Below are 25,264 nucleotides of genomic sequence, written 5' to 3'. Positions count from 1 at the left end.
GTGGAACAAGGAGACAGAGATGAATAATAAGGGCTCCAGCCTGACCCCGGCTCAGGCGCTGGAAAAACTCGACGCGCTGTATGAACAGTCCGTCAACGCGCTGCGCAGCGCCATTAGTGAATACATCGAATCAGGGAAACTTCCCGATGAAAAGGCCAGAACTCAGGGCCTTTTTGTTTATCCGTCGCTCTCTGTTACCTGGGACGGCAGTGCCAGCAGTAATCCCAAAACCCGTGCCTACGCGCGCTTTACCCACTCCGGCTGTTACAGCACCACCGTCACCCGCCCTGCGCTGTTCCGCCCCTATCTTGAGGAACAGCTGACGCTGCTGTATCAGGATTACGGCGCGCACATTTCTGTGGAACCTTCGCTGCACGAAATCCCTTATCCGTACGTGATAGACGGCTCGGCGCTGACGCTGGATCGCTCCATGAGCGCGGGGCTGACGCGCCACTTCCCGACCACCGAGCTTTCCCAGATTGGCGATGAGACGGCTGACGGCATCTATCACCCGGCTGAATTTTCTCCCCTGTCGCACTTTGATGCTCGCCGCGTGGACTTCTCCCTGGCGCGCCTGCGTCACTACACCGGCACACCTGCGGAGCACTTCCAGCCGTTTGTGCTGTTCACCAACTACACCCGCTACGTGGATGAGTTTGTCCGCTGGGGCTGTAGCCAAATTCTCGATCCGGACAGCCCTTACATCGCCCTTTCCTGCGCGGGCGGGATCTGGATCACCGCGGAGACCGAAGCGCCCGAGCAGGCTATCTCCGACCTGGCGTGGAAAAAACACCAGATGCCCGCGTGGCACCTGATCACCGCCGACGGACAGGGCATTACGCTGATCAACATCGGCGTGGGCCCGTCAAACGCCAAAACCATCTGCGACCATCTGGCGGTCCTGCGTCCGGACGTATGGCTGATGATTGGCCACTGCGGTGGCCTGCGCGAAAGCCAGCTGATTGGCGATTACGTGCTGGCCCACGCCTATTTGCGTGATGACCACGTACTGGACGCGGTACTGCCGCCGGACATCCCGATCCCAAGCATCGCCGAAGTACAGCGCGCGCTCTATGACGCCACCAAAGAGGTCAGCGGTATGCCGGGTGAAGAGGTTAAGCAGCGCCTGCGTACCGGCACGGTAGTGACGACGGATGACCGCAACTGGGAGCTGCGCTACTCCGCTTCCGCGCTGCGTTTCAACCTGAGCCGCGCGGTGGCGATTGATATGGAGAGCGCCACCATTGCCGCGCAGGGATATCGCTTCCGCGTCCCTTACGGCACGCTGCTGTGCGTCTCCGATAAGCCGCTGCACGGCGAAATCAAACTGCCGGGCCAGGCCAACCGTTTTTACGAAGGGGCTATCTCTGAGCATCTGCAGATCGGTATTCGTGCGATTGATTTACTTCGCGCGGAGGGCGACAAGCTGCATTCACGCAAGCTGCGTACCTTCAACGAGCCGCCGTTCCGCTAATAACAAGGAAAAACCATGCAAACCACATCACCGCTCTCTGCCCTGCGCCACTGGCTTGAAGCCAGTCATCTCGACGGAATGATTGTTCCGCGTGCGGATGCCTGGCAGAGCGAATACTGCGCCCCGTACGACGAAAAGCTGGCCTGGCTGACGGGCTTTGACGGCTCGGCCGGTCTGGCTCTGGTGCTGAAAGACAAAGCGCTACTCTTCGTCGATGGACGTTATCAGGTTCAGGCCCGCGTTCAGGTCAATATGGACGAGATTGAGATCCACCATCTTCACAACGAACCGCTGGCTGAGTGGCTGGCGAAAAACGTGGAGGCAGGGACGCGCATTGGCTTTGACGCGATGCTGATGACAAATTCAGAGTTTGAGCAGCTGTCTGCCACGCCGTGCGAGCTGGTGCCTCTGGATGCCTCGCCGTTTGACACGCTGTGGACTGACCGCCCAGCGGCGCCAGCAGGGCTTATCCGCGAAATGCCCGTTGAGGTCAGCGGTGAAAGCAGCGCAGAAAAACGTCAGCATGTTGCCGCCGTGCTGGCAGAACACAATGCTGATTTCCTCGCCGTGACGCTGCCGGACAATATCGCCTGGCTGCTGAACGTGCGTGGATCAGATATCCCCTTTAGCCCGGTTCCTCTCTCCTTCGCCCTGCTCAGCCGTGATGGTAGCGTGGAGTGGTTTGTTGACGATGCGAAGCTCACCGCGTTGCCGGCTCCCGTGCGTGATGCTTTCACTCTCGCCCCGCAGAGGGCGTTTATTGAACGCTGCCAGCAGCAGGCTGCGGGCAAACGGGTGCTGGTCGATGCAGATTCTGCGCCTGTTGCATTGCGCTTTGCCATCGAGCCGCAGGGAGAGATCGTCTGGCAGACCAACCCCATCACCCTGATGAAAGCCACGAAAAACCCGATGGAGCTGGCAGGCTATCGCGAATGCCATCATCAGGACGGTGCCGCGTGGGTTAATTTTCTTGCCTGGCTGAGTCGGGAAGTTCCACGACGCGTGGCGGCAGGGAAACCGTTGACCGAACTGGAGGTACAGGCACAACAGCTGGCGTTCCGCAGGCAACAGCCCGGTTTTATTGAGCAGAGTTTTGCGACCATTTCCGCGTCGTCGAGCAATGCGGCAATGTGCCATTACCACTCAAGCGAAGCAAGTAACAAGTCCATCGGACATGACCATTTTTATCTGAATGACTCCGGTGGCCAGTACCACAACGGCACCACCGATGCCACGCGCACGCTGGCGTGGGGTAAAGTCGATCCGCAGCAGCGCCTACACTATACCGCCGTGCTGAGAGGCTTCCTGTCACTCATTACCCTGCAGTTCCCTTCAGGAACTCAGGGACATCAACTGGATGCCTTCGCCCGTCGTCCGCTGTGGGAGATGGGGCTGGATTACGATCACGGTACCGGGCACGGCGTGGGGCATCAGTTGCTGATCCATGAAAACCCACATCGCATCGCCAAAAAGGTCAACCCGTGGCCGCTGGTGGCGGGGAATATCATGACCATCGAACCGGGCTACTATCTGGGTGATAGCCACGGCATTCGCATTGAAAATCAGGTAGAGATTATGGAAAGCCGCCCGGGGTTCTGCAAATTTGCCTCGCTGACGCTGATCCCGATTGACCTAAGCCAGGTGGAATTGCATCTGTTGAGCGAGCAGGAAAAGCAGTGGCTGGATGAATATCATCAGCAGGTACGGGAGGCATTGTCACCGCTGGTGGATAGCGATGCGCGTCCGTGGCTAATTGAGGCGACGGCGCCGATTCGTATGAACGGATAGTGCATTGTGCGGGCTGGTGCCCTCACCCCAGCCCTCTCCCACGGGAGAGGGTGCACACACTAAAAACGGCAACTCGGTTGCCGTTTTGCATTTACCTTGCGCAGAAAAGCAAAAAGCCTGCTTTAAAAGCAGGCTTTTCAAATTTGGCTCCTCTGACTGGACTCGAACCAGTGACATACGGATTAACAGTCCGCCGTTCTACCGACTGAACTACAGAGGAATCGTGTGAACGGGGCGAATATTATCGATGCTCCCCGATGATGTCAAAGGCAGAATGCAGATTTCCGTTCGTTTGCCGATTTATTCTCCATTTCGCGCATTTGTCAGGCATTCTTCCGTGGATATTTCCATAACCAACGCCCACTTACCATGCGCCAGTAGAACAGTGCACCGCGTACGGCCCAGTCCAGGAACATACCCAGCCAGACCCCTACAACGCCCATTCCCAGCATAATCCCCAGCGTATAACCCGCCACCACGCGGCAACCCCACATCCCGAGCATGGATACCCACATGGCAAACCGGGCGTCGCGCGCGCCTTTTAAGCCAGCGGGCAACACCCAGGACGCGGCCCAGATCGGCATAAACGCGGCGTTGAGCCAAATCAGGATCTTAACCACCTCTTTAACATCGTTTTCGTGGGTGTAAAACGAGGCCATCAACCCGGCAAAAGGCGCGGTTCCCCAGGCTATCATTGTCAGCCCAATGGTCGATAGCCAAAAGACATGCCGGAGCTGACGCTCCGCCTGCCCTATCTGCCCTTTCCCGAGCCGTTTGCCGGTGATAATCGTGGAGGCGGAACCAAGGGCGTTGCCCGGCAGGTTAATCAGCGAGGCGATGGAGAAGGCGATAAAGTTACCGGCGATAACATCCGTTCCCATACCGGCCACAAACATCTGCGTGAGCAGCTTGCCGCCGTTGAACAGCACCGACTCAATGCTGGCCGGAATACCGATGCCCATCACTTCCCAGATAATGGCAAAGTTAAACGGCCTGAAATAGCTTTTCAGCGTGAGGCGCAGCGACGGGGTGATCCCCGTCATCAGCACGCCGATAATCGCTGCCGCGCCAATGTAACGTGAAATAGTCAGGCCAAGGCCAGCACCAACAAACCCCAGACCGTCCCAGGAAAAGACCCCATAAATCAGTACACTACTGATGATAATGTTCAGGATATTCATCCCGCCGTTGATCAGCAGCGGAATTTTGGTATTGCCCGCCCCGCGCAGCGCACCGCTACCAATCAGGGCAATAGCCGCCGCCGGATAGCTCAACACCGTCATTTCCAAGTATGTCAGCGCAAGGTCTTTTACCTCACTGGTCGCCTCACCCGCGACAATATCAATAATCTCTTTGCCGTAGTAATGGATAACCGCCGCCAGAACGATCGAAAAGATGGTCATGATCATCAGCGACTGGCGTGCCGCCTCGCGCGCGCGCTTCGGGTCAAGTTTCCCCAGACTAAAGGCAACGACGACCGTTGTACCCAGATCGATGGCGGCAAAGAAAGACATCACCACCATGTTAAAGCTGTCCGCCAGCCCTACCCCTGCCATCGCCTCTTTGCCCAACCAACTGACCAGGAACGTACTTAGCACGCCCATCAGCAGTACGCAGGTATTCTCCAGGAAAATAGGCACAGCAAGGGGGGTGATTTCACGCCAGAACAGAACACGATAACTTTTACGTTTTGCATACCAGGGCGTGCGCATGATCGCCTGGCGTAAGGGGGCAGTGACGTTCAAAATGGACCTTAGCGAGAAAAGTTGAAACTCCATTTCAAATGATGGGGGAGAAATGGCTATCCTGCAAAGTATTTCCATAAAAAAGATGTTTGGATTTACAACAAACTGACGACAGAATCAGCAGTCAGTCGATTTTCCCTAAGATCAGGTTTGACAAAACTTTTTTCGCCGCTAAGATAAGCCTCCACAACGATTCCTCTGTAGTTCAGTCGGTAGAACGGCGGACTGTTAATCCGTATGTCACTGGTTCGAGTCCAGTCAGAGGAGCCACATTTAGAAAAGCCTGCTTTCGAGCGGGCTTTTTGCTTTTCCGGTGAGGATAAATGGACGCACTGTTTGTTTACGGCACTCTACGCCCCGGTCACTCTAACGCGCATATTCTTGAAAACATTGGCGGTGAATGGCTCGCTGGCTTCGTATCCGGCACGTTTTACGAACGCGGCTGGGGCGCAGCAGCGGATTTCCCGGGGATTGTGCTCCACCCGGACGGGCCCCGCGTCGAAGGCTATTTGTTTATCTCTGATAACCTTGCCGCACACTGGCAAATGCTGGATGAGTTTGAAGACGGCTACGATCGGGTTGAGGTCATAGTGACCACCCTTGAGGGTAAACAGGTTAAGGCCTGGATTTATCAGCTACAGCCGCGCTCTGCGTAATAAAAAAGGCTCTCTGTCACCAGAGAGCCTTTTTCACAATTCGCAGCGATTACTCGCTTTTTGCTTCAGCGTTTTTGATTTCGCCCATCACTTTCAGCTTCTTGGAGATGTCGCGACGCTCTTTAGACAGCTCAGCATTTTTGATGATGTAGTCATCAACGCGGTCTTCGTAATCGCTCTTCATGCTGGCGATGATGCCCTGAATAGCTTCAACGCTCATGCCTGGCTTGATGTAGTCGCTCAGGTTGTCGAGCAGCAGAACACGTTTCTGGTTGTCACGGATCTTCTTCTCAACGTCCTGGATTTCACGCTGCAGTTTGTTTTTGCGGCGGAACAGGCGGACGAATTCCAGAACATCCTGGAACGAAGGCTTGGTAGTTTCCATTTTTACACCCCTGATAAGGTGAGAGTCGGATTCGTTAAGGCAACCGTTGTAACAGACAGCGGCTGCGAATGACAATGAGTATATCGTTTAAATCTATCATAACCCCAATTGCTGCTGAATCGAAGCAGCAGGCGTCACATACGCCTTTTATTTGCGCAGCGCCCGGCAAATAAGATGCGATAACAGCTCTAGCTGCCGCGCCAGCTCCATACTCAGCCAGACGTAGCCATGAATGGGCGTTTCCGCCACGTTATCGCTCTGGCGTTCATTGATTAGCTGCTTCAGCTCCGCGACGATCTCATTCAGTCGCTCGCTGTTGGCCAGTATCGGCTGCGGGTTGCCGTCATAGAGCGCATGGGCGATGGTCAGCAGCGTTTGCTGCGTCATCTGCTGGGTCTCTTTGAGGGTCTGCGCATTAAGCATCAGCAGATGGCTGGGACGCGAGGCCCAGTGCGCGTTGATCTGCAGCTCAAGCATGCAGACCAGATTGCGGCTTACCGTCTGGATGGCTTCGAAAATCGCTTTCTGAATATGGGTTTCTTTGCTGGCGGGCGTGATCAGGCCGCGCATTTTGACGACATCATTGAGGATCTTCTGCAGGTGTTTTTCCAGCCGTGGCCGTTCAACCAGATTCGGGGAAAAGCCGGCCTGATAGACACGGTTAAATGCCGTCACGTAATTCGCCATCTGGATGCGCCAGTGCAGAAAGGCGCGTTGCGGCCAGATCCCCGTAAACAGCATCGCCAGCAACGAGCCGAGCACCACATCCCCGCTTCGCCACAGCGCCGTAGTCATATCCCCGGCGGGCGCACCGACCACCACCGCGAGAGTAATCCCAATCAGCAATGCCTGATACGGTCTTTTGCCCAACGCCAGCCAGCCGCAGAGGAACATGGCGGCACCGCACCATGCCAGCATGACAGGAAAGGAGATCAGCTCCAGTTTCAGGGCGATTAGCCCAAGGGCGGAGCCTAAAACGGTCCCGCCAATTCGCTCAAGCGCGCGCGGAACAACGTTTCCCCAAAAGGAGATGGGCCCCATCACGACCACCAGCGTAATCAGCGGCCACGTCCCCTCAGGAACATCCAGCAAGCGAACCAGTACAAACGTCAACACGAACGCCAGCGCGATGCGACACCCATGCACCACGCGGTAGTGTTTGTACAACCGAATTTCAAACGGCGTTAATGATTTGTCGGGACGCACACCCGCTCTCCAGCTACACGGCAAATCACAATTGTACTGTGTTTTCAGCCGGGTGGATCGCCCCCGGCTAAAAATCCCACTTTTTACAGGGTTAACCCGCTTTATGCTCTACCGCGACGAACATCTCAATGTCCCAGTAGCCATCTGCATTACCATCATTAAGATAGCGTTCGAAGCAGGGTTTTGGAGCAATCTGGTACTTATTGTCCTGCAGGAGGGAATTAAAGAACTGATACCACGGGGTCGCAAAGTCGTAATTTTCAACACGTGCCGTCGCGACCGCATAATCCCCGGCCACAATTTCGGTCATCATCACCCCTTCACTGTTATCGGGAATGATAAAGTCGTCGGGTACCGTGACGGCAGTGTCACAGCGCAGTTTTTCTGCCGGGACCTCATCAGGATTATCGTAGTAAACCGCTACCCACTCCAGCGGCTGAATGTGACGCCCATCCACCCACATGACCAGTTGTTCAAAGCCCTGCTTAACGGTTTTTTCCCACGGCCCAACAAGGTGAAAACCTGCGATTTTACGTTTCTGTTGCTGCTTGATGCTGTAGTCCATACTGCCTCCATTTATTACTGTATATTTATACACTATAAAGCAGAATGAATATTATCGGCAAACGAGGAGTGTTTATTATGTGAGCAGACTCGCAACCCTGCCAGTCTGCTCAAAATGGTTAGATGGTGTGATGCAGATAATCACTCAGGCGGGAGAAAATACCGCCTTTATCAGCGCGTTCCAGCGTGACCAGCGGCCAGTGCGCCACCAGCTTATCGCGGTCGTACAGCTGAATTTCACCGACCCGCTGATGGGCGGCAATTGGGGCTTCCAGCGCTTTTGTATCCAGTACGTATTTAGCCTTAATGTTCGGTACTTCCGCTTTTGGCAAGGCCAGCCAGAAGTCCTGATCGGTTCCCAGGTTTACCTGTTCTTTATCACCGTACCAGATCCGCTCGGTCCCCACTTTTTTACCGCTGTGCAGGATCTGCACCGTATCAAAGTTCTGTTGTCCCCAGTGGAGGAGCTTGCGCGCCTGATCTTCACGCCCCTTCGGGCTGTCTGCGCCCATTACCACGGCGATCAAGCGACGCTGCCCGTCCACCGCGGAGGCAATCAGGTTAAAGCCCGCACCGGAGGTATGCCCCGTTTTCAGACCGTCCACATTCATGGTTTTATCCCACAGCAGGCCATTGCGGTTCTGCTGGGTGATCCCGTTCCAGGTCAGGCTCTTCTCGCTGTACATATGATAAAATTCTGGCTCACCGTGAATGATCGCGCGGGAGAGAACGGCCAGATCGTAAGCGGAGCTGTGCTGCCCAGGCGCATCCAGTCCGTGAACGGTTTCGAAATGGGTGTCGCGCAGGTTCAGCTTTTGCACATAGTCATTCATCATATTCACGAACTGCGGCTGGCCACCCGCGACGTGATCGGCCAGCGCCACGCAGGCATCGTTACCGGAGTCGACAATCAGGCCCCGGCTGAGATCGCGAACGGAAACGCGATCGCCCTCTTTCAGAAACATCAGAGACGATCCGTCAAATACCGGGTTACCTTTCGCCCACGCGTCGCGCCCAACCGTGACGATATCATCCGGGCTGATGCGATGGCTGTCGATAGCGCGGTCGACGACGTAGCCCGTCATCAGCTTGGTCAGGCTTGCCGGATTACGCTGTTGATGTTCGTTGCCCGCCGTTAATATCTGACCAGTAGTGTAATCCATCAGCACCCAGGACCCCGCCTGGATGGCAGGTGGCTGCGGGGAGAAATCCAGCGGATCGGCAGCCAGCGCAGATGTGATACTCGAAGCAAGTAAAGAAACAGCAATAAACAGACGGCGTTTCAACGGTATATCCTCAGGTCATTAAAAATCGATGACCTTTTTACGGGAGTTCTGCTGTCGTTACCTGCCTTAATTGCAAAAAAATGTGACAGAGAGCATATTTTTCTCTGACGCTGTCTCGCAAATTTCACGCATGACCGCGCTTTTTATTCGGACTGCTTAGCGCGATCGTTTACCATAGCGTCGTGAATTTTTTACAGGATGATATTACTGGTGTCTGATTCTGCCGCGCGCCCAACTTTTTTGTTCCACGATTACGAAACCTTTGGCACCCACCCGGCGCTGGACAGACCGGCGCAGTTTGCTGCCATCCGTACCGACGACGAATTCAACATCATTGGCGAGCCAGAGGTCTTTTACTGCAGGCCCGCGGATGATTATCTGCCGCAGCCGGGCGCGGTGATGGTTACGGGCATTACACCGCAGGAAGCACGGGAAAAAGGCGTGAGCGAAGCGGAGTTTGCCCGCCGCATCCACGATCTGTTTACCGTTCCCCATACCTGCGTGGTCGGTTACAACAACATCCGTTTCGATGATGAAGTGACGCGCAATATCTTCTACCGCAACTTCTACGACCCCTATGCCTGGAGCTGGCAGAACCGCAATTCGCGCTGGGATTTACTCGATATTATGCGCGCCTGTTATGCCCTGCGTCCTGAAGGCATTAACTGGCCGGAGAACGAGGATGGCCTACCGAGTTTCAGGCTTGAACACCTGACGCGCGCCAACGGCATCGAGCACAGCAATGCTCACGACGCGATGGCAGACGTCTATGCCACCATTGCCATGGCAAAGCTGGTGAAAACCGCCCAGCCGCGTCTGTTTGAGTATCTGTTGAGTCACCGCAGCAAACAGAAGCTGACTACGCTCATTGATGTACCGCAGATGAAGCCGCTGGTACACATCTCCGGGATGTTCGGTGCGTGGCGCGGCAATACCAGCTGGGTTGCGCCGCTGGCATGGCATCCCGACAATCGTAATGCCGTTATCATGGTGGATTTGGCGGGCGATATCTCCCCGCTGCTGGAACTGGACAGCGATACGCTGCGTGAACGGCTTTACACACCGAAAAACGAGCTCGGCGATCTACCTGCGGTACCGGTGAAGCTGGTTCACATCAATAAATGTCCGGTGCTGGCGCAGGCCAATACGCTGCGACCGGAAGATGCTGACAGGCTGGGTATTAATCGTCAGCACTGTCTGGATAACCTGAAGGTGCTGCGCGACAACCCGCAGGTACGGGAAAAAGTGGTCGCTATCTTTGCGGAAGCCGAGCCGTTTGTACCGTCTGAGAACGTCGACGCACAGCTTTATAACGGTTTCTTCAGCGATGCCGATCGCGCAGCGATGAATATCGTCCTGCAAACCGAGCCGCGTAATTTACCGGCACTGGATATTACCTTTGCAGATAAGCGCATTGAAAAGCTGATGTTCAATTACCGGGCGCGAAACTACCCGGGTACTCTGGACGAAGTGGAGCAGGAACGCTGGCTGCAGCATCGACGTAACGTGTTTACACCGGAATTTCTCAACAGCTATGCGCAAGAGCTGGAAATGCTTTACGGCCAGTATGAAGGGAATGCTGAGAAACAGGCGCTGTTGAAATCCCTGTTCCAGTATGCGCAAGAGATTGTTTGAGTGATGGGTACAAAAAAGCCGGAGACATTGTCTCCGGCTTTTTTTGCCCGCTGGCGCGGGTCTACGTGTTTTGTAGGTCGGGTAAGGCGTAGCCGCCACCCGACACACTATTACGCAACATCTTCGTACTGAGGTACCGGGTTGCGGAAGCTTTTGGTTACGCAAGCCAGATAGATCAGACCGATAGCACCCCAGATCAGACCCAGAACCATTGAGCTCTCTTCCAGGTTAATCCACAGCGCACCCACCGTCAGCGCGCCACACATTGGCAGCACCAGATAGTTGAAGTGGTCCTTCAGCGTTTTATTACGCTTCTCGCGGATCCAGAACTGAGAGATCACCGAGAGGTTAACAAAGGTAAACGCCACCAGCGCACCAAAGTTAATCAGCGCGGTTGCAGTCACCAGGTCAAACTTAATGGCCATCAGTGCAATTGCGCCAACCAGCAGTACGTTCCACGCCGGGGTACGCCATTTCGGATGAACGTAGCCGAAGAAACGGGTTGGGAACACACCGTCACGACCCATAACGTACATCAGGCGAGAAACACCTGCGTGTGCCGCCATACCGGATGCCAGTACGGTGACGCTGGAGAAGATAAGCACACCCCACTGGAAGGTTTTCCCTGCAACATACAGCATGATTTCAGGCTGTGATGCGTCCGGCTCTTTAAAGCGAGAGATGTCCGGGAAGTACAGCTGCAGGAAGTAGGAAGCACCGATAAAGATCATGCCGCCAATCAGCGCGGTCAGGAAAATTGCTCTTGGGATCACGCGCTCGGCGTCTTTGGTCTCTTCAGACAGAGAAGAGATACCGTCGAAGCCCAGGAACGAGAAGCACAGGATGGTCGCACCGGTGATCATCGGCACAACGTGCGCGCCTTCAGACCAGAACGGACGGGTGCTGGCCAGCGTACCTGCGCCTTCACCGTGGGACACGCCGTAAATGATCAACCCCACGATAACCGCAACGATACCCATCTGCAGAATAACAATCAGGGTGTTGAAGTTAGCCACGGTCTTGATGCTGCGCAGGTTAGAGATGGTCATAAAGGCCACCAGCGCCACCACGAAGATCCACGACGGTACGGAAGGTACCAGCGCTTCGAAGTAAATTTTTGCCAGCAGAATGTTGATCATCGGCATGAACAGGTAGTCCAGCAGAGATGACCAGCCCACCATAAAGCCAACCGCCGGGCTAATGGATTTCTGAGCATAGGTGTAGGCAGAGCCTGCAGACGGGAAACGGCGAACCAGTTTTCCGTAGCTCAGCGCTGTAAAGAGAATGGCGACCAGCGCAAAGGCGTACGCCGTTGCAACGTGACCGTCAGTAAGGCCTGATACGATACCGAATGTATCGAACAGCGTCATCGGTTGCATATAGGCAAGGCCCATCATAACAACCGGAATCAACGTAAGCGTTTTACGTAATTCCACGCGAGAGGTGTTTGGAGTTGCGTTATGCGACATAGTTATTCTCCTTTACGGTAATAACCGCCACGTAAGCGAAAAATTGCCCCATTTCTTTCTTCCTCAGCGACAACAACTGTCGGATTTTAGTAAATATCTATCCGGTACGAAGCCCGGCCTCTTGGTTTTTAGTTTCGTTTCGTACATGCAAAAAAAAATAACCGACGCCTTTTATATCGTCGATTATTCATTTGTTTGCAGCGGCGGCATTTTGCCCCACATCAGATACAAAAGGCAATAGTTTGCAACGCACCGGGCAATTTTCTTTTTTCTAACTGGCTGATTTCTCGACGCTGCCCTGAGAGTAAACTGCAGCGATAGCACTATTTGCTAAAATTTCGTCCCGCCACCATGCGCTGGGAAGCCCGGCAGTTTGTTCATTCCAGCCCACCCAAACCGATTCGTTGCTGCTTTGAGCAAGTACCTGTTTTTCAACAAGCGCACCGCTATCAATAAAGCGCTGCGCCAGATAGCGCGGCAAATAGCCGCACCCCAGACCGCTTATTTGCAACTCCAGCTTAGTTTTAAAATCAAACACGGTAATCGCCTCTTGCTCATCAAGCAGCTGCGAAGAGACGCCACATTCAGGCCGGGAGCTGTCACCCACCACAATGGCACGGTAGTTTTTAATAATACGGCGGTTAATGGGCTCCGGTTCATTCGCCAGCGGATGATGGGGCGCGACGGCAAAAATTTGCTCCAGTATACCCAGTCGCGCAAAGCCAAAATCGCTCAACTGGGGGGGCTCATGCAGTGCCCCAACGATGATATCCGCCCTGCCCCGCGTCAGGGCATCCCAGGAGCCGCCCAGCACACCATTAATGAATATTAACCGGGTCACGCTGTGGCGCTGATAGAACGCTTCGATCAGCGGCGTCAGGAGAGAAAAGGGAAAGGTATCATCCACGCCGATCACCAGTTCGTTTTCCCAGCCCTGATGAAGTTTGATGGCCTGTTTTTCCAGTTCGCGAACCGTATGGAGAACGTCACGCCCCTTTTCCAGCAGCATCTGTCCGGTTCGCGTAAAACGCGCGCGATGCCCGGAACGATCCAGCAGTTCAATGTTCAGATCGCTTTCAAGTTTATGCACGGTATAGCTGAGCGCCGAAGGCGTTTTATAAAGCTTCGCTGACGCCGCGGCGAAGCTTCCCTCTTTTTCCAGCGCATCCAGAATAATAAGAACATCCAGCAGCGGTTTCATCTTCGCCCCCTTACGGTGTGCGATCGTCTCCGCCGATGGCATTATTCCATGGGCATCACCAGCGGATCGGGATACTGATACTCAAATCCCAGTTCATGACAAATTCGATTGCCATCAACAATTTTGCCATTCCCTTCCCCTTTCGCATCGCCAAAGACTGGCGGAGCCAGACCCAATTGACGAGCCATCAGCGGATAGAAGGTACTTCTCGATGGATGAGAGGGTGCACATATATTATAGATGTGCCCACCCTTCGGAGCCTGTAATAGCAACTCAATTGCCCCAATAACATCCTCAAGATGGACGAGATTGACGCCATGTTGTCCATCCGGAGCCGATTTTCCGGCAAAGAACCGTCCAGGATGACGACCCGGCCCCACCAGCCCGGCCAGACGCAGGATATCTACCTGAGTGCCCGGCAGGTTATGCAGCCAGTCCTCCAGCTCTTTCAGCACCCGACCACTCGCGGTTACCGGTTGACGTTCACTGTTTTCCTTCACCGTTCCCTCAACGTCACCGTAGACTGAGGTGGAACTGGTGAAAATGATGCGCGGGATGTGATGCGCCAGCGCGCTGTCAACAATCTCCTGCATCGCCTGCAGATAAAAAGACTCTCCCGGCCCGCTGCGACGGGCGGGTAAGGTAATGACCAGCGCATCGACATCCATCAGCGCATCCAGATCGTCAGCATCACAAACCAGTTCGGGCTCAAGGCGCAGCTCAACGCCCTCGATGCCACACATGCGTGCGGCTTCTACCCCATCCGACGTGGTTTTGCTCCCGGTCACCTGCCAGCCTTTCGCGGCTAATGACATCGCCAGCGGCATTCCTAACCATCCTAAACCGACAATTGCGACCTTTTTCATGAAAACTCTCCGCTTACACATGCTTGTATTAAGGCTACGCCAGCCCGGCAGAACACACAATTCATAGCATCAATATGAAATGAATTAATGATCACAAAAAGCCCTTGCAATCTGCCGGGCAAGTGGTTTAGGTTAAAAGACATCAGATGCATAAGCATTCAACGAGAATTTATATGACACGCGTTCCATTTAAAAACCACCATCACCACCATCATCCTGACTAGTCTTTCAGGCGATGTGTGCTGGAAGACGTTTGGATCTTCCAGTGGTGCGCGAACGCAAGAGAAAGCCCCCGGAAGATCATCTTCCGGGGGCTTTTTTTTGGACCGCATTCAGACAGGTTAAAACAGGTTAACGAGGAATAAAGAATGTTAGATAACTCACGTTTACGCATAGCTATTCAAAAATCAGGCCGTTTGAGTGACGATTCACGCGAACTGCTGGCCCGCTGCGGGATTAAAATCAACCTGCACACCCAGCGCCTGATTGCCCTGGCTGAAAATATGCCTATCGATATTCTGCGCGTGCGTGATGACGATATTCCTGGCCTGGTGATGGATGGCGTCGTTGATCTCGGCATCATTGGCGAAAACGTGCTGGAAGAAGAGCTGCTGACCCGCCGCGCGCAGGGCGAAGACCCGCGTTACTTCACCCTGCGTCGTCTGGACTTCGGCGGCTGCCGCCTGTCGCTGGCTACGCCGGTCGATGAAGCGTGGGACGGCCCGGCTGCGCTGAACGGCAAGCGTATCGCCACCTCTTACCCTCACCTGTTAAAGCGTTACCTCGACCAGAAAGGCGTGCAGTTTAAATCCTGCCTGCTGAACGGCTCTGTTGAAGTGGCACCCCGTGCGGGTCTGGCTGACGCCATTTGTGACCTGGTCTCTACCGGCGCGACGCTGGAAGCGAACGGTCTGCGCGAAGTGGAGGTTATCTACCGCTCCAAAGCCTGCCTGATTCAGCGCGACGGCGACATGGCCGATGCCAAGCAGCAGCTCATCGACAAACTGCTGACCCGTATTCAGGGCGTGATTCAGGCGCGTGAATCCAAATACATCATGATGCACGCGCCGACCGAGCGCCTGGACGAAGTGATTGCCCTGCTCCCGGGTGCTGAGCGTCCAACCATTCTGCCGCTGGCAGGCGATCAGCAGCGCGTGGCGATGCACATGGTGAGCAGCGAAACCCTGTTCTGGGAAACCATGGAAAAGCTGAAGTCACTGGGCGCAAGCTCTATTCTGGTGCTGCCAATTGAGAAGATGATGGAGTAATGGCCATGAGCTTTAACACAATCATCGACTGGAATAACTGTAGCGACGCACAACAGCGCGAGCTGCTGATGCGTCCGGCGATTTCCGCGTCGGAAAGCATTACCCGTACCGTGGCCGAGATCCTCAACAACGTCAAAACCCGTGGCGACGATGCGCTGCGTGAATACAGCGCGAAGTTTGATAAAACCGAAGTTGGCGCGTTAAGGGTCACCGAAGAGGAAATCGCGGCAGCGGAAAGCCGTCTTGGTGACGAGATCAAACAGGCGATGGCCGTCGCGGTGAAAAACATTGATACCTTCCACACCGCGCAGAAATTACAGACCGTTGATGTGGAAACCCTGCCCGGCGTGCGCTGCCAGCAGGTGACGCGCCCGGTTGCATCGGTCGGCCTTTATATCCCTGGCGGCTCTGCCCCACTGTTTTCCACCGTACTCATGCTGGCTACCCCTGCGCGTATCGCCGGGTGTCAGAAAGTGGTGCTCTGCTCGCCACCGCCGATTGCCGACGAGATCCTTTACGCCGCGAAACTGTGCGGCGTGCAGGAGGTGTTTAACGTGGGCGGTGCGCAGGCCATTTCCGCGCTGGCCTTTGGCACAGAGTCCATCCCGAAGGTTGACAAGATTTTTGGCCCGGGCAATGCCTTTGTGACCGAAGCCAAGCGCCAGGTCAGCCAGCGTCTGGACGGCGCGGCAATTGACATGCCAGCCGGTCCGTCTGAAGTGCTGGTGATCGCAGACAGCGGCGCGACGCCGGATTTCGTGGCCTCCGACCTGTTATCTCAGGCGGAACACGGCCCGGACTCGCAGGTCATCCTGCTGACGCCGGATGCCGATATGGCGAAACGCGTAGGCGAAGCCGTTGAGCGCCAGCTTGCGGACCTGCCGCGTGCCGAAACCGCACGCCAGGCGTTGTCCGCCAGCCGCCTGATTGTGGCGCGCGATCTCGACCAGTGTATTGCCATCTCTAACCAGTACGGTCCCGAGCACCTGATCATTCAGACCCGCAACGCGCGCGATCTGGTCGACAGCATCACCAGCGCGGGCTCGGTGTTCCTCGGCGACTGGTCACCGGAGTCCGCGGGCGATTACGCCTCCGGCACCAACCACGTGCTGCCAACGTACGGCTATACCTCAACTTGCTCAAGCCTGGGCCTCGCGGATTTCCAGAAACGGATGACCGTGCAGGAACTCTCCCGCGAGGGGTTTGCATCACTGGCTTCCACCATTGAAACCCTGGCCGCCGCCGAGCGCCTGACCGCCCACAAAAATGCCGTGACGCTGCGCGTTGCCGCCCTGAAGGAGCAAGCATGAACATTGAAGAATTAGCCCGCGAAAATGTCCGTCGACTGACTCCGTATCAGTCTGCCCGTCGCCTGGGTGGTAACGGCGATGTCTGGCTGAACGCCAACGAATTTCCGACGGCGGTGCAGTTCGAGCTGTCGCAGCAAACGCTGAACCGCTATCCGGAGTGCCAGCCGAAAGCGGTTATCGAAAACTACGCCCAGTATGCGGGCGTGAAGCCGGAGCAGGTGCTGGTCAGCCGCGGCGCGGATGAAGGTATTGAACTGCTGATCCGCGCGTTCTGCGAGCCAGGTAAAGATGCGGTGATGTACTGTCAGCCTACTTACGGCATGTACAGCGTCAGCGCGGAAACCTTCGGCGTGGCGTGCCGCAACGTGCTGTCCCTGGAAGACTGGCAGCTCGATCTGCAGGGTATCGCCGACAACCTCGACGACGTGAAGGTGGTCTTCGTCTGCAGCCCAAATAACCCGACCGGCCAGATTATCAACCCGCAGGATATTCGTACCCTGCTGGAAATGACCCGCGGCAAGGCGCTGGTGGTGGCGGATGAAGCCTATATTGAATTCTGCCCGCAGGCGACGCTGGCAGGCTGGATTGAAGAGTACCCGCAACTGGTGGTGCTGCGTACGCTGTCGAAGGCTTTCGCCCTTGCGGGCCTGCGCTGCGGCTTTACGCTGGCCAACAAAGAGGTCATCGACCTGCTGCTGAAAGTCATTGCCCCTTACCCGCTCTCCACGCCGGTTGCCGACATTGCCGCACAGGCGCTGGCGCCGCAGGGTATTAACGCCATGCGTGAACGCGTGGCGCAAATTCTGGAAGAGCGTCAGTACCTGGTGACGGCCCTGAAAGCGATCCCCTGCGTAGAGCAGGTGTTTGACTCTGAAACCAACTACATTCTGGTGCGCTTTACTGCCTCAAGCTCCGTATTTAAATCTTTATGGGATCAAGGCATTATCTTACGAGACCAAAATAAACAACCATCCTTAAGCGGCTGCCTGCGTATTACCGTCGGCACCCGTGCAGAGAGCCAGCGCGTAATTGACGCCCTGAAAGCGGAGAAAGTATGAGTCAGAAGTATCTCTTTATCGATCGTGACGGCACCCTCATTTCGGAGCCACCTACCGATTTTCAGGTCGATCGTTTCGACAAGCTGGCTTTTGAACCCGACGTAATCCCGGTTCTGCTCAAACTGCAGAAGGCTGGCTTTAAGCTGGTGATGATCACCAATCAGGACGGGCTGGGTACGGACAGCTTCCCGCAGGCCGACTTCGACGGCCCGCACAACCTGATGATGCAGATCCTCACCTCGCAGGGCGTGGCGTTTGATGAAGTGCTGATTTGCCCTCACCTGCCAGCCGACGAGTGCGACTGCCGTAAACCGAAAGTGAAGCTGGTTGAGCGTTATCTGGCGGAAGAAGCGCTCGATAAAGCCAACAGCTATGTGATTGGCGATCGCGCCACCGACATCACTCTCGCCGAAAACATGGGCATCACGGGCCTGCGTTACAGCAGCAGCGATCTCAACTGGGCGAAAATTGGCGAACAGCTGACCAAACGCGACCGTTACTCACACGTTGAGCGCAACACCAAAGAGACGCAGATTGACGTGAAGGTCTGGCTGGACCGCGAAGGCGGCAGCAAGATCCACACCGGCGTCGGATTCTTTGACCACATGCTGGACCAGATTGCGACCCACGGCGGTTTCCGCATGGAAATTACGGTAAAAGGCGACCTTTACATTGACGATCACCACACCGTGGAAGACACCGGCCTGGCGCTGGGCGAAGCCCTGAAGCTGGCGCTCGGTGACAAACGCGGCATCAACCGTTTCGGCTTCGTCCTGCCGATGGACGAGTGCCTGGCACGCTGCGCCATGGACATCTCGGGTCGCCCGCACCTGGAATATAAAGCCGATTTCACCTACCAGCGCGTAGGCGATCTCAGCACCGAAATGGTGGAGCACTTCTTCCGTTCGCTCACTTACACTATGGGCCTGACGCTGCACCTGAAAACCAAAGGCAAGAACGATCACCACCGAGTGGAGAGCCTGTTCAAAGCCTTTGGTCGTACGCTGCGCCAGGCGATCCGCGTTGAAGGTGACGCCCTTCCCTCGTCGAAAGGAGTGTTGTAATGAACGTGGTGATTCTGGATACAGGATGCGCCAACCTGAACTCCGTGAAGTCGGCGATTGCCCGCCACGGCTACGAGCCGGTGGTGAGCCGTGACCCGGACGTGGTGCTGCGCGCCGACAAACTCTTTTTACCCGGCGTGGGCACCGCGCAGGCGGCGATGGATCAGATCCGCGAACGCGAGCTGGTCGATCTGATCAAAGCCTGTACCCAACCGGTGCTCGGCATTTGCCTGGGTATGCAGATCCTGGGCCGCCGCAGCGAAGAGAGCAACGGCGTCGACCTGCTGGGCATTATTGACGAAGACGTGCCGAAAATGAACGACCACGGTTTACCGCTGCCGCACATGGGCTGGAATCGCGTTTACGCCAAAGCGGGCGACCGGCTGTTTCGCGGCATCGAAGACGGCGCGTACTTTTACTTCGTCCACAGCTACGCCATGCCGGTGAACGCGAACACCATTGCCCAGTGCAACTACGGCGAGGCGTTTACCGCAGCAGTACAGAAAGATAATTTTTACGGTGTGCAGTTTCACCCGGAACGCTCTGGTGCCGCGGGCGCACAGCTGCTGAAAAACTTCCTGGAGATGTGATGATTATTCCCGCTTTAGATTTAATTGACGGCACGGTTGTTCGTCTCCACCAGGGCGATTACGGCCAGCAGCGCGACTACGGTAACGACCCGCTGCCGCGCCTGCAGGACTACGCGGCGCAGGGCGCTGAGGTGCTGCACCTGGTCGACCTGACCGGCGCGAAAGATCCGGCGAAACGCCAAATCCCTCTGCTCAAAAAACTGGTTGCTGGCGTGGATGTCCCCGTGCAGGTTGGCGGCGGCGTGCGTACGGAAGACGATGTTGCCGCCCTGCTGGACGCGGGCGTGGCGCGCGTGGTGGTCGGTTCTACCGCCGTGAAAGATCCTGATACGGTGAAGGGCTGGTTCCGCCGCTTCGGCGCCGATGCGCTGGTGCTGGCGCTGGACGTTCGCATTGATGAACAGGGTAACAAGCAGGTTGCCGTTAGCGGCTGGCAGGAAAACTCCGGCGTAACGCTGGAAGAGCTGGTCGATATTTATCTTCCTGTCGGCCTGAAGCACGTGCTGTGCACGGATATCTCACGCGATGGCACGCTGGCCGGCTCTAACGTTTCGCTGTACGAAGAGGTCTGCGCGCGTTATCCGCAGGTGGCGTTCCGGTCTTCTGGCGGTATCGGTGATATTGGCGACGTGGCCGCGCTGCGCGGTACCGGTGTGCAGGGTGTGATTGTGGGACGGGCCTTACTGGAAGGCAAATTTACGGTGACGGAGGCGATTCAATGCTGGCAAAACGGATAATCCCTTGCCTGGACGTACGTGACGGCCAGGTGGTGAAAGGCGTGCAGTTCCGCAACCACGAGATCATTGGCGACATCGTTCCGCTGGCGAAACGCTATGCCGATGAAGGTGCCGATGAGCTGGTATTTTATGACATCACCGCCTCCAGCGATGGACGCGTGGTCGACAAAAGCTGGGTCGCACGCGTGGCAGAAGTGATCGACATCCCGTTCTGCGTGGCGGGCGGAATCAAATCCGCTGACGACGCGGCCAAAATTCTCTCGTTTGGCGCGGATAAAATTTCTATCAACTCCCCTGCGCTGGCCGATCCGGAACTCATCACCCGCCTGGCCGATCGCTTTGGCGTGCAGTGTATTGTGGTCGGTATCGACACCTGGTTTGACGATACCACCGGCAAGTACCACGTTAACCAGTACACGGGCGACGAAAGCCGCACCCGCGTTACCCAATGGGAGACGCTGGACTGGGTGCAGGAAGTGCAGAAGCGCGGCGCGGGCGAGATTGTCCTGAACATGATGAACCAGGACGGCGTGCGTAACGGCTATGACCTGGAGCAGTTGAAAAAAGTGCGTGCCGTGTGCCATGTGCCGCTGATCGCCTCCGGCGGCGCGGGCACCATGTCGCACTTCCTGGAAGCCTTCCGCGCTGCGAACGTGGACGGCGCGCTGGCCGCGTCCGTGTTCCACAAACAAATTATCAATATTGGTGAGTTAAAAACGTACCTGGCCGACCAGGGCGTGGAGATTAGGGTATGTTAACAGAGCAACAACAGGCGCAGCTGGACTGGGAAAAGACTGACGGATTATTGCCGGTAGTTGTACAGCATGCTGTTTCAGGAGAAGTGCTGATGCTGGGGTATATGAACCAGGACGCGCTGGCAAAAACGCTCGACAGCGGTAAGGTGACCTTTTTCTCGCGCACCAAACAACGCCTGTGGGCCAAAGGCGAAACCTCGGGTCATTTCCTGAACGTGGTCAGCATTACCCCTGACTGCGATAACGATACCTTGCTGGTGCTGGCAAACCCGATTGGGCCGACGTGCCACAAAGGGACCAGCAGTTGCTTTGGTGAGGCGAGCCACCAGTGGCTGTTCCTTTACCAGCTTGAGCAGCTTCTGGCTGAACGTAAAACGGCTGACCCTGAAAGTTCGTATACCGCGAAGCTGTACGCCAGCGGAACCAAGCGCATAGCGCAGAAAGTGGGCGAAGAAGGCGTCGAAACGGCGCTGGCGGCGACGGTGCATGACCGGGACGAGCTGACTAACGAGGCATCGGATTTGATGTACCACCTGCTGGTGCTGCTGCAGGATCAGGAGCTGGATTTAACGGCGGTGATTGAGAACTTACGTAAGCGCCATAAATAAAAAAAGACCGGGGAAACCCGGTCTTTTTTTGTCTGCGAATCAGGCTTTTGGCTTGTAGTTACGCAGCGCGTTGCGGCCCAGTACTACACCAGAACCGATAATCCCGCCCAGCAGTACGGCAAGAATCAGGGTGATGGCTTTTTTCGGGCTATCGCGAGTAACAGGCAGATTCGGCTTCATCACGTAGCGATAGACATGGATAGTTTCGGGGTTCACGTTCAGGTTCTGGATATCGAGTAAATTCTGTTTGGTCTGATAGTATGTGCCTGAGAAGACAAGAGGACGCGATGCTTCGTTGTCTAACATTGATTTTAAGGCTTCGCTTCCTAACAGGAACATGGTTTCTTGCGTCACATCCTGCGTTTGTTGGATCTGCGGGGTGGTGATTTTTGTCGCTTCCGCGTTTTTAAGCGCTTCCGCAATCTGTTTGATACGAAGATCTTTTTGCTCCTGAGACACCTTCTCCTGGTTTTCCAGAGAATCATTCAGGGTTGTGATCTGTTGTTTGAGGTTATCCCTGAGGTCGAGCGTCAGCTCTTTTGCAGTTTGCTCATCAACCTGCTGGATATACTGAGCGAGTTGTTTTTGCGCGGCTTCTGCGGATTCGCTCGTATAGGAGACAGTTAACGGCAGAGATTGCCCCTTAACCGTCGGCTCAATGGTCAATTTCTCTGGGGCAGCCTGATTTTCAAGTGCCTGAGATAAGGCAGAAAAGGAAGAGTTAAAACGACCAATAGCGCGGGTCTGAATATCAAGCATTGAAGGTGCGGCACCGCCATAGAGGATGTTCAGCGCGTTAGAATATGTTGCAATTTGTGCAGCGTCAGGCTGGGCAATGATCGCTGAAGAGGTCCATTTCTCTTTAGCTACGGTTAAATAACCTGCGGCAAGCACAATAAATACAACGATAAAAGCACCGACAATCCACTTCCCACGCCACAGCTGTAGCACTAAATCAAGTAAATCAATTTGCTCCGGGTCGTTACTGCGCGGGACCAGGTTATTGTTGTTTTGCGTCATACAATCCCTAACAGATCAAAAAGGGCAAAAGAAATCATGTTCCCATAGTGTATCTGTTGCTGGCAATTTTTCTATAGGAATACGATGAGTTATATCGGAAAGATGGGTTATGTAACTTATGAGCAACGGGTTATCATAGACATAATCTGATGCGCTGAGCATCAACAGGAACGAAGCGTTAACGAGGAAAGATATGAAATTTTTGGTTACTGGCGCAGCAGGTTTTATCGGTTCGCATGTTAGCAAGCGGCTTCTGGAGGCAGGTCATCACGTCATTGGGATTGATAATCTGAATGACTACTACGACGTTAATCTCAAGCTGGCGCGTCTTGATCTGCTCACATCCGAGAATTTCTCCTTCCAAAAGCTGGATTTAGCCGATCGTGAAGGCATGGCCGCACTCTTCGCCAATGAGAAATTTGACCGTGTGATCCATCTGGCCGCGCAGGCAGGCGTTCGCTACTCGCTGGAAAACCCGCACGCCTATGCAGATGCTAACCTGGTTGGCCATCTCAACGTGCTGGAAGGCTGCCGCCATAACAAGGTTCAGCACCTCCTGTATGCCTCTTCCAGCTCCGTTTACGGCCTGAACCGTAAGATGCCGTTCTCAACTGACGACTCAGTGGATCACCCGGTTTCACTGTATGCAGCGACCAAAAAAGCCAACGAGCTGATGTCGCACACTTACTCGCATCTCTACAACCTGCCGACAACCGGGCTTCGCTTCTTTACGGTGTACGGTCCTTGGGGACGCCCGGACATGGCGCTGTTCAAGTTCACCAAAGCGATGATTGAAGGCAAGAGTATTGACGTCTACAACTACGGCAAGATGAAGCGTGACTTCACCTACATCGATGATATCGCTGAAGCGATCATCCGTCTGCAGGATGTGATCCCTCAGGCCGATGCGAACTGGACCGTCGAGGCCGGTTCGCCAGCGACCAGCTCCGCACCGTATCGCGTCTACAACATCGGCAACAGCTCGCCTGTCGAGCTGATGGATTACATTACCGCGCTGGAAGACGCGTTAGGTAAAGTGGCAGAGAAAAACATGATGCCCATCCAGCCCGGTGACGTGCTGGAAACCAGCGCCGATACGAAGGCGTTATATGACGTGATTGGTTTTAAACCGCAGACCTCGGTAAAAGACGGAGTGAAGAACTTTGTCGACTGGTACCGTAATTTCTATAAGGTTTAATACAAAAAACCCGGCGCATGAGCCGGGTTTTTTGTGTGCGGTAGACGGGAGATTAGTCGCTACCAAACAGATCGCGGGTGTAAACCTTATCCGCCACGTCTGCCAGCTCTTCCGCCATACGATTCGAGATAATCACATCCGCTTCTTTCTTGAAAACGTCCAGATCGCGAACTACGCGAGAATGGAAGAACTCGTCTTCCTGCATCGCTGGTTCATAGATAATGACCTGCACGCCTTTCGCCTTAATACGCTTCATGATCCCCTGAATAGAAGAAGCGCGGAAGTTATCAGAGCCGCTCTTCATGATCAGACGATAGACGCCCACCACTTTCGGCTGACGCGCAAGGATCGAATCAGAGATGAAGTCTTTACGCGTGCGGTTGGCATCGACAATGGCAGAAATCAGGTTGTTTGGCACCGCCTGATAGTTTGCCAACAACTGCTTGGTATCTTTGGGCAGACAGGAGCCGCCGTAACCAAACGACGGGTTGTTGTAATGGTTACCGATACGGGGGTCGAGGCACGCGCCTTCGATGATCTGGCGGGTGTTCAGGCCCAGACTCTCTGCATAGCTGTCCAGCTCGTTGAAGTAGGCCACGCGCATTGCCAGATAGGTATTGGCAAAGAGCTTGATCGCCTCAGCTTCGGTGGAGTCAGTGAACAGTACCGGAATATCCTTCTTGATTGCGCCTTCCTGCAGCAGTGCGGCGAAGCGCTCCGCACGCTCAGAACGCTCACCGATCACGATTCGGGATGGGTGCAGGTTATCGTATAACGCCCTGCCCTCGCGCAGAAACTCAGGCGAGAAGAAGACATTATCAATACCCAACTCTTCTTTAATCGATTTGGTGAAGCCTACCGGAATGGTCGATTTGATGATCATCACCGCATTTGGGTTGATTGCGATAACATCTTTGATCACCGCTTCTACGGTTGATGTGTTGAAGTAGTTGGTTTTAGGGTCGTAATCCGTTGGTGTAGCGATGATGACGAAATCTGCGTCGCGGTAGGCATCTTCTTTGTCCGTTGTGGCACGGAAATTTAACGGTTTGTTTGACAGATAGTCCTGGATTTCTTTATCGATAATCGGAGACTTCTTCTGATTAAGCATATCCACTTTGGCCTGAATGATATCAAGCGCAACCACCTCATGGTGTTGTGCGATAAGAATACCGTTTGAGAGACCAACATAACCGGTTCCGGAGATTGTTATTTTCATTTACTTGACTTCTTCAGTATGAGTTTCTGGTGACATTCAAAATCCCACCACAATAGTTAACTGGTGGTTTTTTATCGCTAATGCCATTTCGCTGTCAAGGTTCATGTCCTGTCTGGGCAGTGGATAAATTCATAAGCACAGGCCGTCAACACGACGGATAAA

Annotated in this window: 25 protein-coding genes, 2 tRNA genes and 1 other annotated feature; of the genes, 15 read left to right on the top strand and 12 right to left on the bottom strand. The window is 54.9% G+C overall.

Annotated features, from left to right (window positions below; genetic code table 11):
- Window positions 1–19: 19 nt before the first annotated feature.
- Together ENTMO_RS0114090 and ENTMO_RS0114085 are read left to right on the top strand one after the other, a co-directional pair.
- Window positions 20–1,474 (top strand): AMP nucleosidase, encoded by a 1,455-nt coding sequence (locus ENTMO_RS0114090; RefSeq protein WP_010432073.1) that lies wholly within the window; start codon window positions 20–22, stop codon window positions 1,472–1,474.
- A 15-nt stretch (window positions 1,475–1,489) separates the two neighbouring features.
- Window positions 1,490–3,262, top strand: coding sequence for an aminopeptidase P family protein (locus ENTMO_RS0114085; RefSeq protein ID WP_010432071.1), 1,773 nt, complete (start codon window positions 1,490–1,492; stop codon window positions 3,260–3,262).
- A gap of 144 nt (window positions 3,263–3,406) precedes the next feature.
- On the opposite strand, the gene ENTMO_RS0114080 is transcribed toward ENTMO_RS0114085, so the two are convergent.
- Together ENTMO_RS0114080 and emmdR are read right to left on the bottom strand one after the other, a co-directional pair.
- Window positions 3,407–3,482: transfer RNA gene (locus tag ENTMO_RS0114080), tRNA-Asn, on the bottom strand.
- A gap of 103 nt (window positions 3,483–3,585) precedes the next feature.
- Window positions 3,586–5,040, bottom strand: a complete 1,455-nt coding sequence (emmdR, locus tag ENTMO_RS0114075; protein WP_010432069.1) for a multidrug efflux MATE transporter EmmdR — start codon at window positions 5,038–5,040, stop codon at window positions 3,586–3,588.
- A gap of 161 nt (window positions 5,041–5,201) precedes the next feature.
- Between emmdR and ENTMO_RS0114070 the strand changes: the two genes are divergently transcribed.
- Both ENTMO_RS0114070 and ENTMO_RS0114065 read left to right on the top strand, forming a co-directional pair.
- Window positions 5,202–5,277 (top strand) — tRNA-Asn (locus tag ENTMO_RS0114070).
- Window positions 5,278–5,330: 53 nt separating this feature from the next.
- The gene (locus ENTMO_RS0114065; RefSeq protein ID WP_010432068.1) at window positions 5,331–5,663 is read left to right on the top strand and encodes a gamma-glutamylcyclotransferase family protein; all 333 of its coding nucleotides are present in this window, start codon (window positions 5,331–5,333) and stop codon (window positions 5,661–5,663) included.
- A 49-nt stretch (window positions 5,664–5,712) separates the two neighbouring features.
- On the opposite strand, the gene ENTMO_RS0114060 is transcribed toward ENTMO_RS0114065, so the two are convergent.
- The 4 genes from ENTMO_RS0114060 to dacD form a co-directional block, all read right to left on the bottom strand.
- Window positions 5,713–6,048 (bottom strand): DUF496 family protein, encoded by a 336-nt coding sequence (locus ENTMO_RS0114060; RefSeq protein ID WP_010432067.1) that lies wholly within the window; start codon window positions 6,046–6,048, stop codon window positions 5,713–5,715.
- Between the two features lie 147 nt (window positions 6,049–6,195).
- Complete coding sequence (locus ENTMO_RS0114055) at window positions 6,196–7,254, bottom strand: FUSC family protein (RefSeq protein ID WP_010432066.1); 1,059 nt, start codon at window positions 7,252–7,254, stop codon at window positions 6,196–6,198.
- Window positions 7,255–7,345: 91 nt separating this feature from the next.
- Window positions 7,346–7,819 (bottom strand): DNA gyrase inhibitor SbmC, encoded by a 474-nt coding sequence (gene sbmC, locus ENTMO_RS0114050; protein ID WP_010432063.1) that lies wholly within the window; start codon window positions 7,817–7,819, stop codon window positions 7,346–7,348.
- 118 nt (window positions 7,820–7,937) lie between these two features.
- Entirely contained in the window at window positions 7,938–9,104 is a 1,167-nt protein-coding gene (gene dacD, locus ENTMO_RS0114045; protein ID WP_010432061.1) for a serine-type D-Ala-D-Ala carboxypeptidase DacD, read from the bottom strand.
- 198 nt (window positions 9,105–9,302) lie between these two features.
- Here dacD and sbcB point away from each other — a divergent pair, with 198 nt between their 5' ends.
- Window positions 9,303–10,739 (top strand): exodeoxyribonuclease I, encoded by a 1,437-nt coding sequence (gene sbcB, locus ENTMO_RS0114040; protein ID WP_375336639.1) that lies wholly within the window; start codon window positions 9,303–9,305, stop codon window positions 10,737–10,739.
- A gap of 110 nt (window positions 10,740–10,849) precedes the next feature.
- On the opposite strand, the gene ENTMO_RS0114035 is transcribed toward sbcB, so the two are convergent.
- The 4 genes from ENTMO_RS0114035 to ENTMO_RS0114025 all read right to left on the bottom strand — a co-directional run bounded on the left by ENTMO_RS0114035 (window position 10,850) and on the right by ENTMO_RS0114025 (window position 14,275).
- Window positions 10,850–12,208: an APC family permease gene (locus tag ENTMO_RS0114035; protein ID WP_010432055.1), complete on the bottom strand. Its 1,359-nt coding sequence runs from the start codon at window positions 12,206–12,208 to the stop codon at window positions 10,850–10,852.
- Complete coding sequence (gene yoeI, locus ENTMO_RS26175; protein ID WP_099458931.1) at window positions 12,198–12,260, bottom strand: membrane protein YoeI; 63 nt, start codon at window positions 12,258–12,260, stop codon at window positions 12,198–12,200. The genes ENTMO_RS0114035 and yoeI overlap by 11 nt, the downstream gene beginning before the upstream one ends.
- A gap of 219 nt (window positions 12,261–12,479) precedes the next feature.
- Complete coding sequence (locus ENTMO_RS0114030; RefSeq protein WP_010432053.1) at window positions 12,480–13,409, bottom strand: LysR substrate-binding domain-containing protein; 930 nt, start codon at window positions 13,407–13,409, stop codon at window positions 12,480–12,482.
- 41 nt (window positions 13,410–13,450) lie between these two features.
- The gene (locus tag ENTMO_RS0114025; RefSeq protein ID WP_010432050.1) at window positions 13,451–14,275 is read right to left on the bottom strand and encodes an SDR family oxidoreductase; all 825 of its coding nucleotides are present in this window, start codon (window positions 14,273–14,275) and stop codon (window positions 13,451–13,453) included.
- A gap of 173 nt (window positions 14,276–14,448) precedes the next feature.
- On the opposite strand from ENTMO_RS0114025, the gene hisL reads away from it, so the two are divergent.
- The 9 genes from hisL (at window position 14,449) to hisIE (ending at window position 21,665) form a co-directional block, all read left to right on the top strand.
- On the top strand, window positions 14,449–14,499 hold the full coding sequence (hisL, locus tag ENTMO_RS26170; RefSeq protein WP_099516347.1) for a his operon leader peptide: 51 nt from the start codon (window positions 14,449–14,451) through the stop codon (window positions 14,497–14,499).
- Window positions 14,475–14,598 (top strand) — a sequence feature (His leader region). Its footprint overlaps the gene before it by 25 nt.
- Before the next feature lie 45 nt (window positions 14,599–14,643).
- The gene (hisG, locus tag ENTMO_RS0114020) at window positions 14,644–15,543 is read left to right on the top strand and encodes an ATP phosphoribosyltransferase (protein WP_010432047.1); all 900 of its coding nucleotides are present in this window, start codon (window positions 14,644–14,646) and stop codon (window positions 15,541–15,543) included.
- Window positions 15,544–15,548: 5 nt separating this feature from the next.
- Complete coding sequence (gene hisD / locus ENTMO_RS0114015) at window positions 15,549–16,853, top strand: histidinol dehydrogenase (RefSeq protein WP_010432044.1); 1,305 nt, start codon at window positions 15,549–15,551, stop codon at window positions 16,851–16,853.
- Complete coding sequence (gene hisC, locus ENTMO_RS0114010; protein ID WP_010432041.1) at window positions 16,850–17,911, top strand: histidinol-phosphate transaminase; 1,062 nt, start codon at window positions 16,850–16,852, stop codon at window positions 17,909–17,911. The genes hisD and hisC overlap by 4 nt, the downstream gene beginning before the upstream one ends.
- The gene (gene hisB / locus ENTMO_RS0114005; protein ID WP_010432038.1) at window positions 17,908–18,975 is read left to right on the top strand and encodes a bifunctional histidinol-phosphatase/imidazoleglycerol-phosphate dehydratase HisB; all 1,068 of its coding nucleotides are present in this window, start codon (window positions 17,908–17,910) and stop codon (window positions 18,973–18,975) included. The genes hisC and hisB overlap by 4 nt, the downstream gene beginning before the upstream one ends.
- A complete protein-coding gene (hisH, locus tag ENTMO_RS0114000; RefSeq protein ID WP_010432035.1) occupies window positions 18,975–19,565 on the top strand; it encodes an imidazole glycerol phosphate synthase subunit HisH in 591 nt (196 codons plus the stop codon). Before hisB ends, hisH begins: the two co-directional genes overlap by 1 nt.
- Entirely contained in the window at window positions 19,565–20,302 is a 738-nt protein-coding gene (gene hisA, locus ENTMO_RS0113995; RefSeq protein WP_010432033.1) for a 1-(5-phosphoribosyl)-5-[(5-phosphoribosylamino)methylideneamino]imidazole-4-carboxamide isomerase, read from the top strand. Before hisH ends, hisA begins: the two co-directional genes overlap by 1 nt.
- Complete coding sequence (hisF, locus tag ENTMO_RS0113990) at window positions 20,284–21,060, top strand: imidazole glycerol phosphate synthase subunit HisF (RefSeq protein WP_010432029.1); 777 nt, start codon at window positions 20,284–20,286, stop codon at window positions 21,058–21,060. The genes hisA and hisF overlap by 19 nt, the downstream gene beginning before the upstream one ends.
- Window positions 21,054–21,665: a bifunctional phosphoribosyl-AMP cyclohydrolase/phosphoribosyl-ATP diphosphatase HisIE gene (gene hisIE, locus ENTMO_RS0113985; RefSeq protein WP_010432027.1), complete on the top strand. Its 612-nt coding sequence runs from the start codon at window positions 21,054–21,056 to the stop codon at window positions 21,663–21,665. The genes hisF and hisIE overlap by 7 nt, the downstream gene beginning before the upstream one ends.
- Window positions 21,666–21,704: 39 nt before the next feature.
- On the opposite strand, the gene wzzB is transcribed toward hisIE, so the two are convergent.
- Complete coding sequence (gene wzzB, locus ENTMO_RS0113980; protein WP_010432023.1) at window positions 21,705–22,685, bottom strand: LPS O-antigen chain length determinant protein WzzB; 981 nt, start codon at window positions 22,683–22,685, stop codon at window positions 21,705–21,707.
- A 193-nt stretch (window positions 22,686–22,878) separates the two neighbouring features.
- Here wzzB and ENTMO_RS0113975 point away from each other — a divergent pair, with 193 nt between their 5' ends.
- On the top strand, window positions 22,879–23,883 hold the full coding sequence (locus tag ENTMO_RS0113975) for an NAD-dependent epimerase (RefSeq protein ID WP_010432020.1): 1,005 nt from the start codon (window positions 22,879–22,881) through the stop codon (window positions 23,881–23,883).
- A 52-nt stretch (window positions 23,884–23,935) separates the two neighbouring features.
- Here ENTMO_RS0113975 and ugd read toward each other — a convergent pair whose 3' ends face one another.
- Complete coding sequence (gene ugd, locus ENTMO_RS0113970; protein WP_010432017.1) at window positions 23,936–25,102, bottom strand: UDP-glucose 6-dehydrogenase; 1,167 nt, start codon at window positions 25,100–25,102, stop codon at window positions 23,936–23,938.
- Window positions 25,103–25,264: the final 162 nt, after the last annotated feature.

This window comes from Enterobacter mori LMG 25706 (assembly GCF_000211415.1).
Classification (GTDB): Bacteria; Pseudomonadota; Gammaproteobacteria; order Enterobacterales; family Enterobacteriaceae; genus Enterobacter; species Enterobacter mori.
The sequence above is the reverse complement of the archived record's forward strand: the minus strand, read 5'-3'. Positions and strand labels throughout refer to the sequence as shown.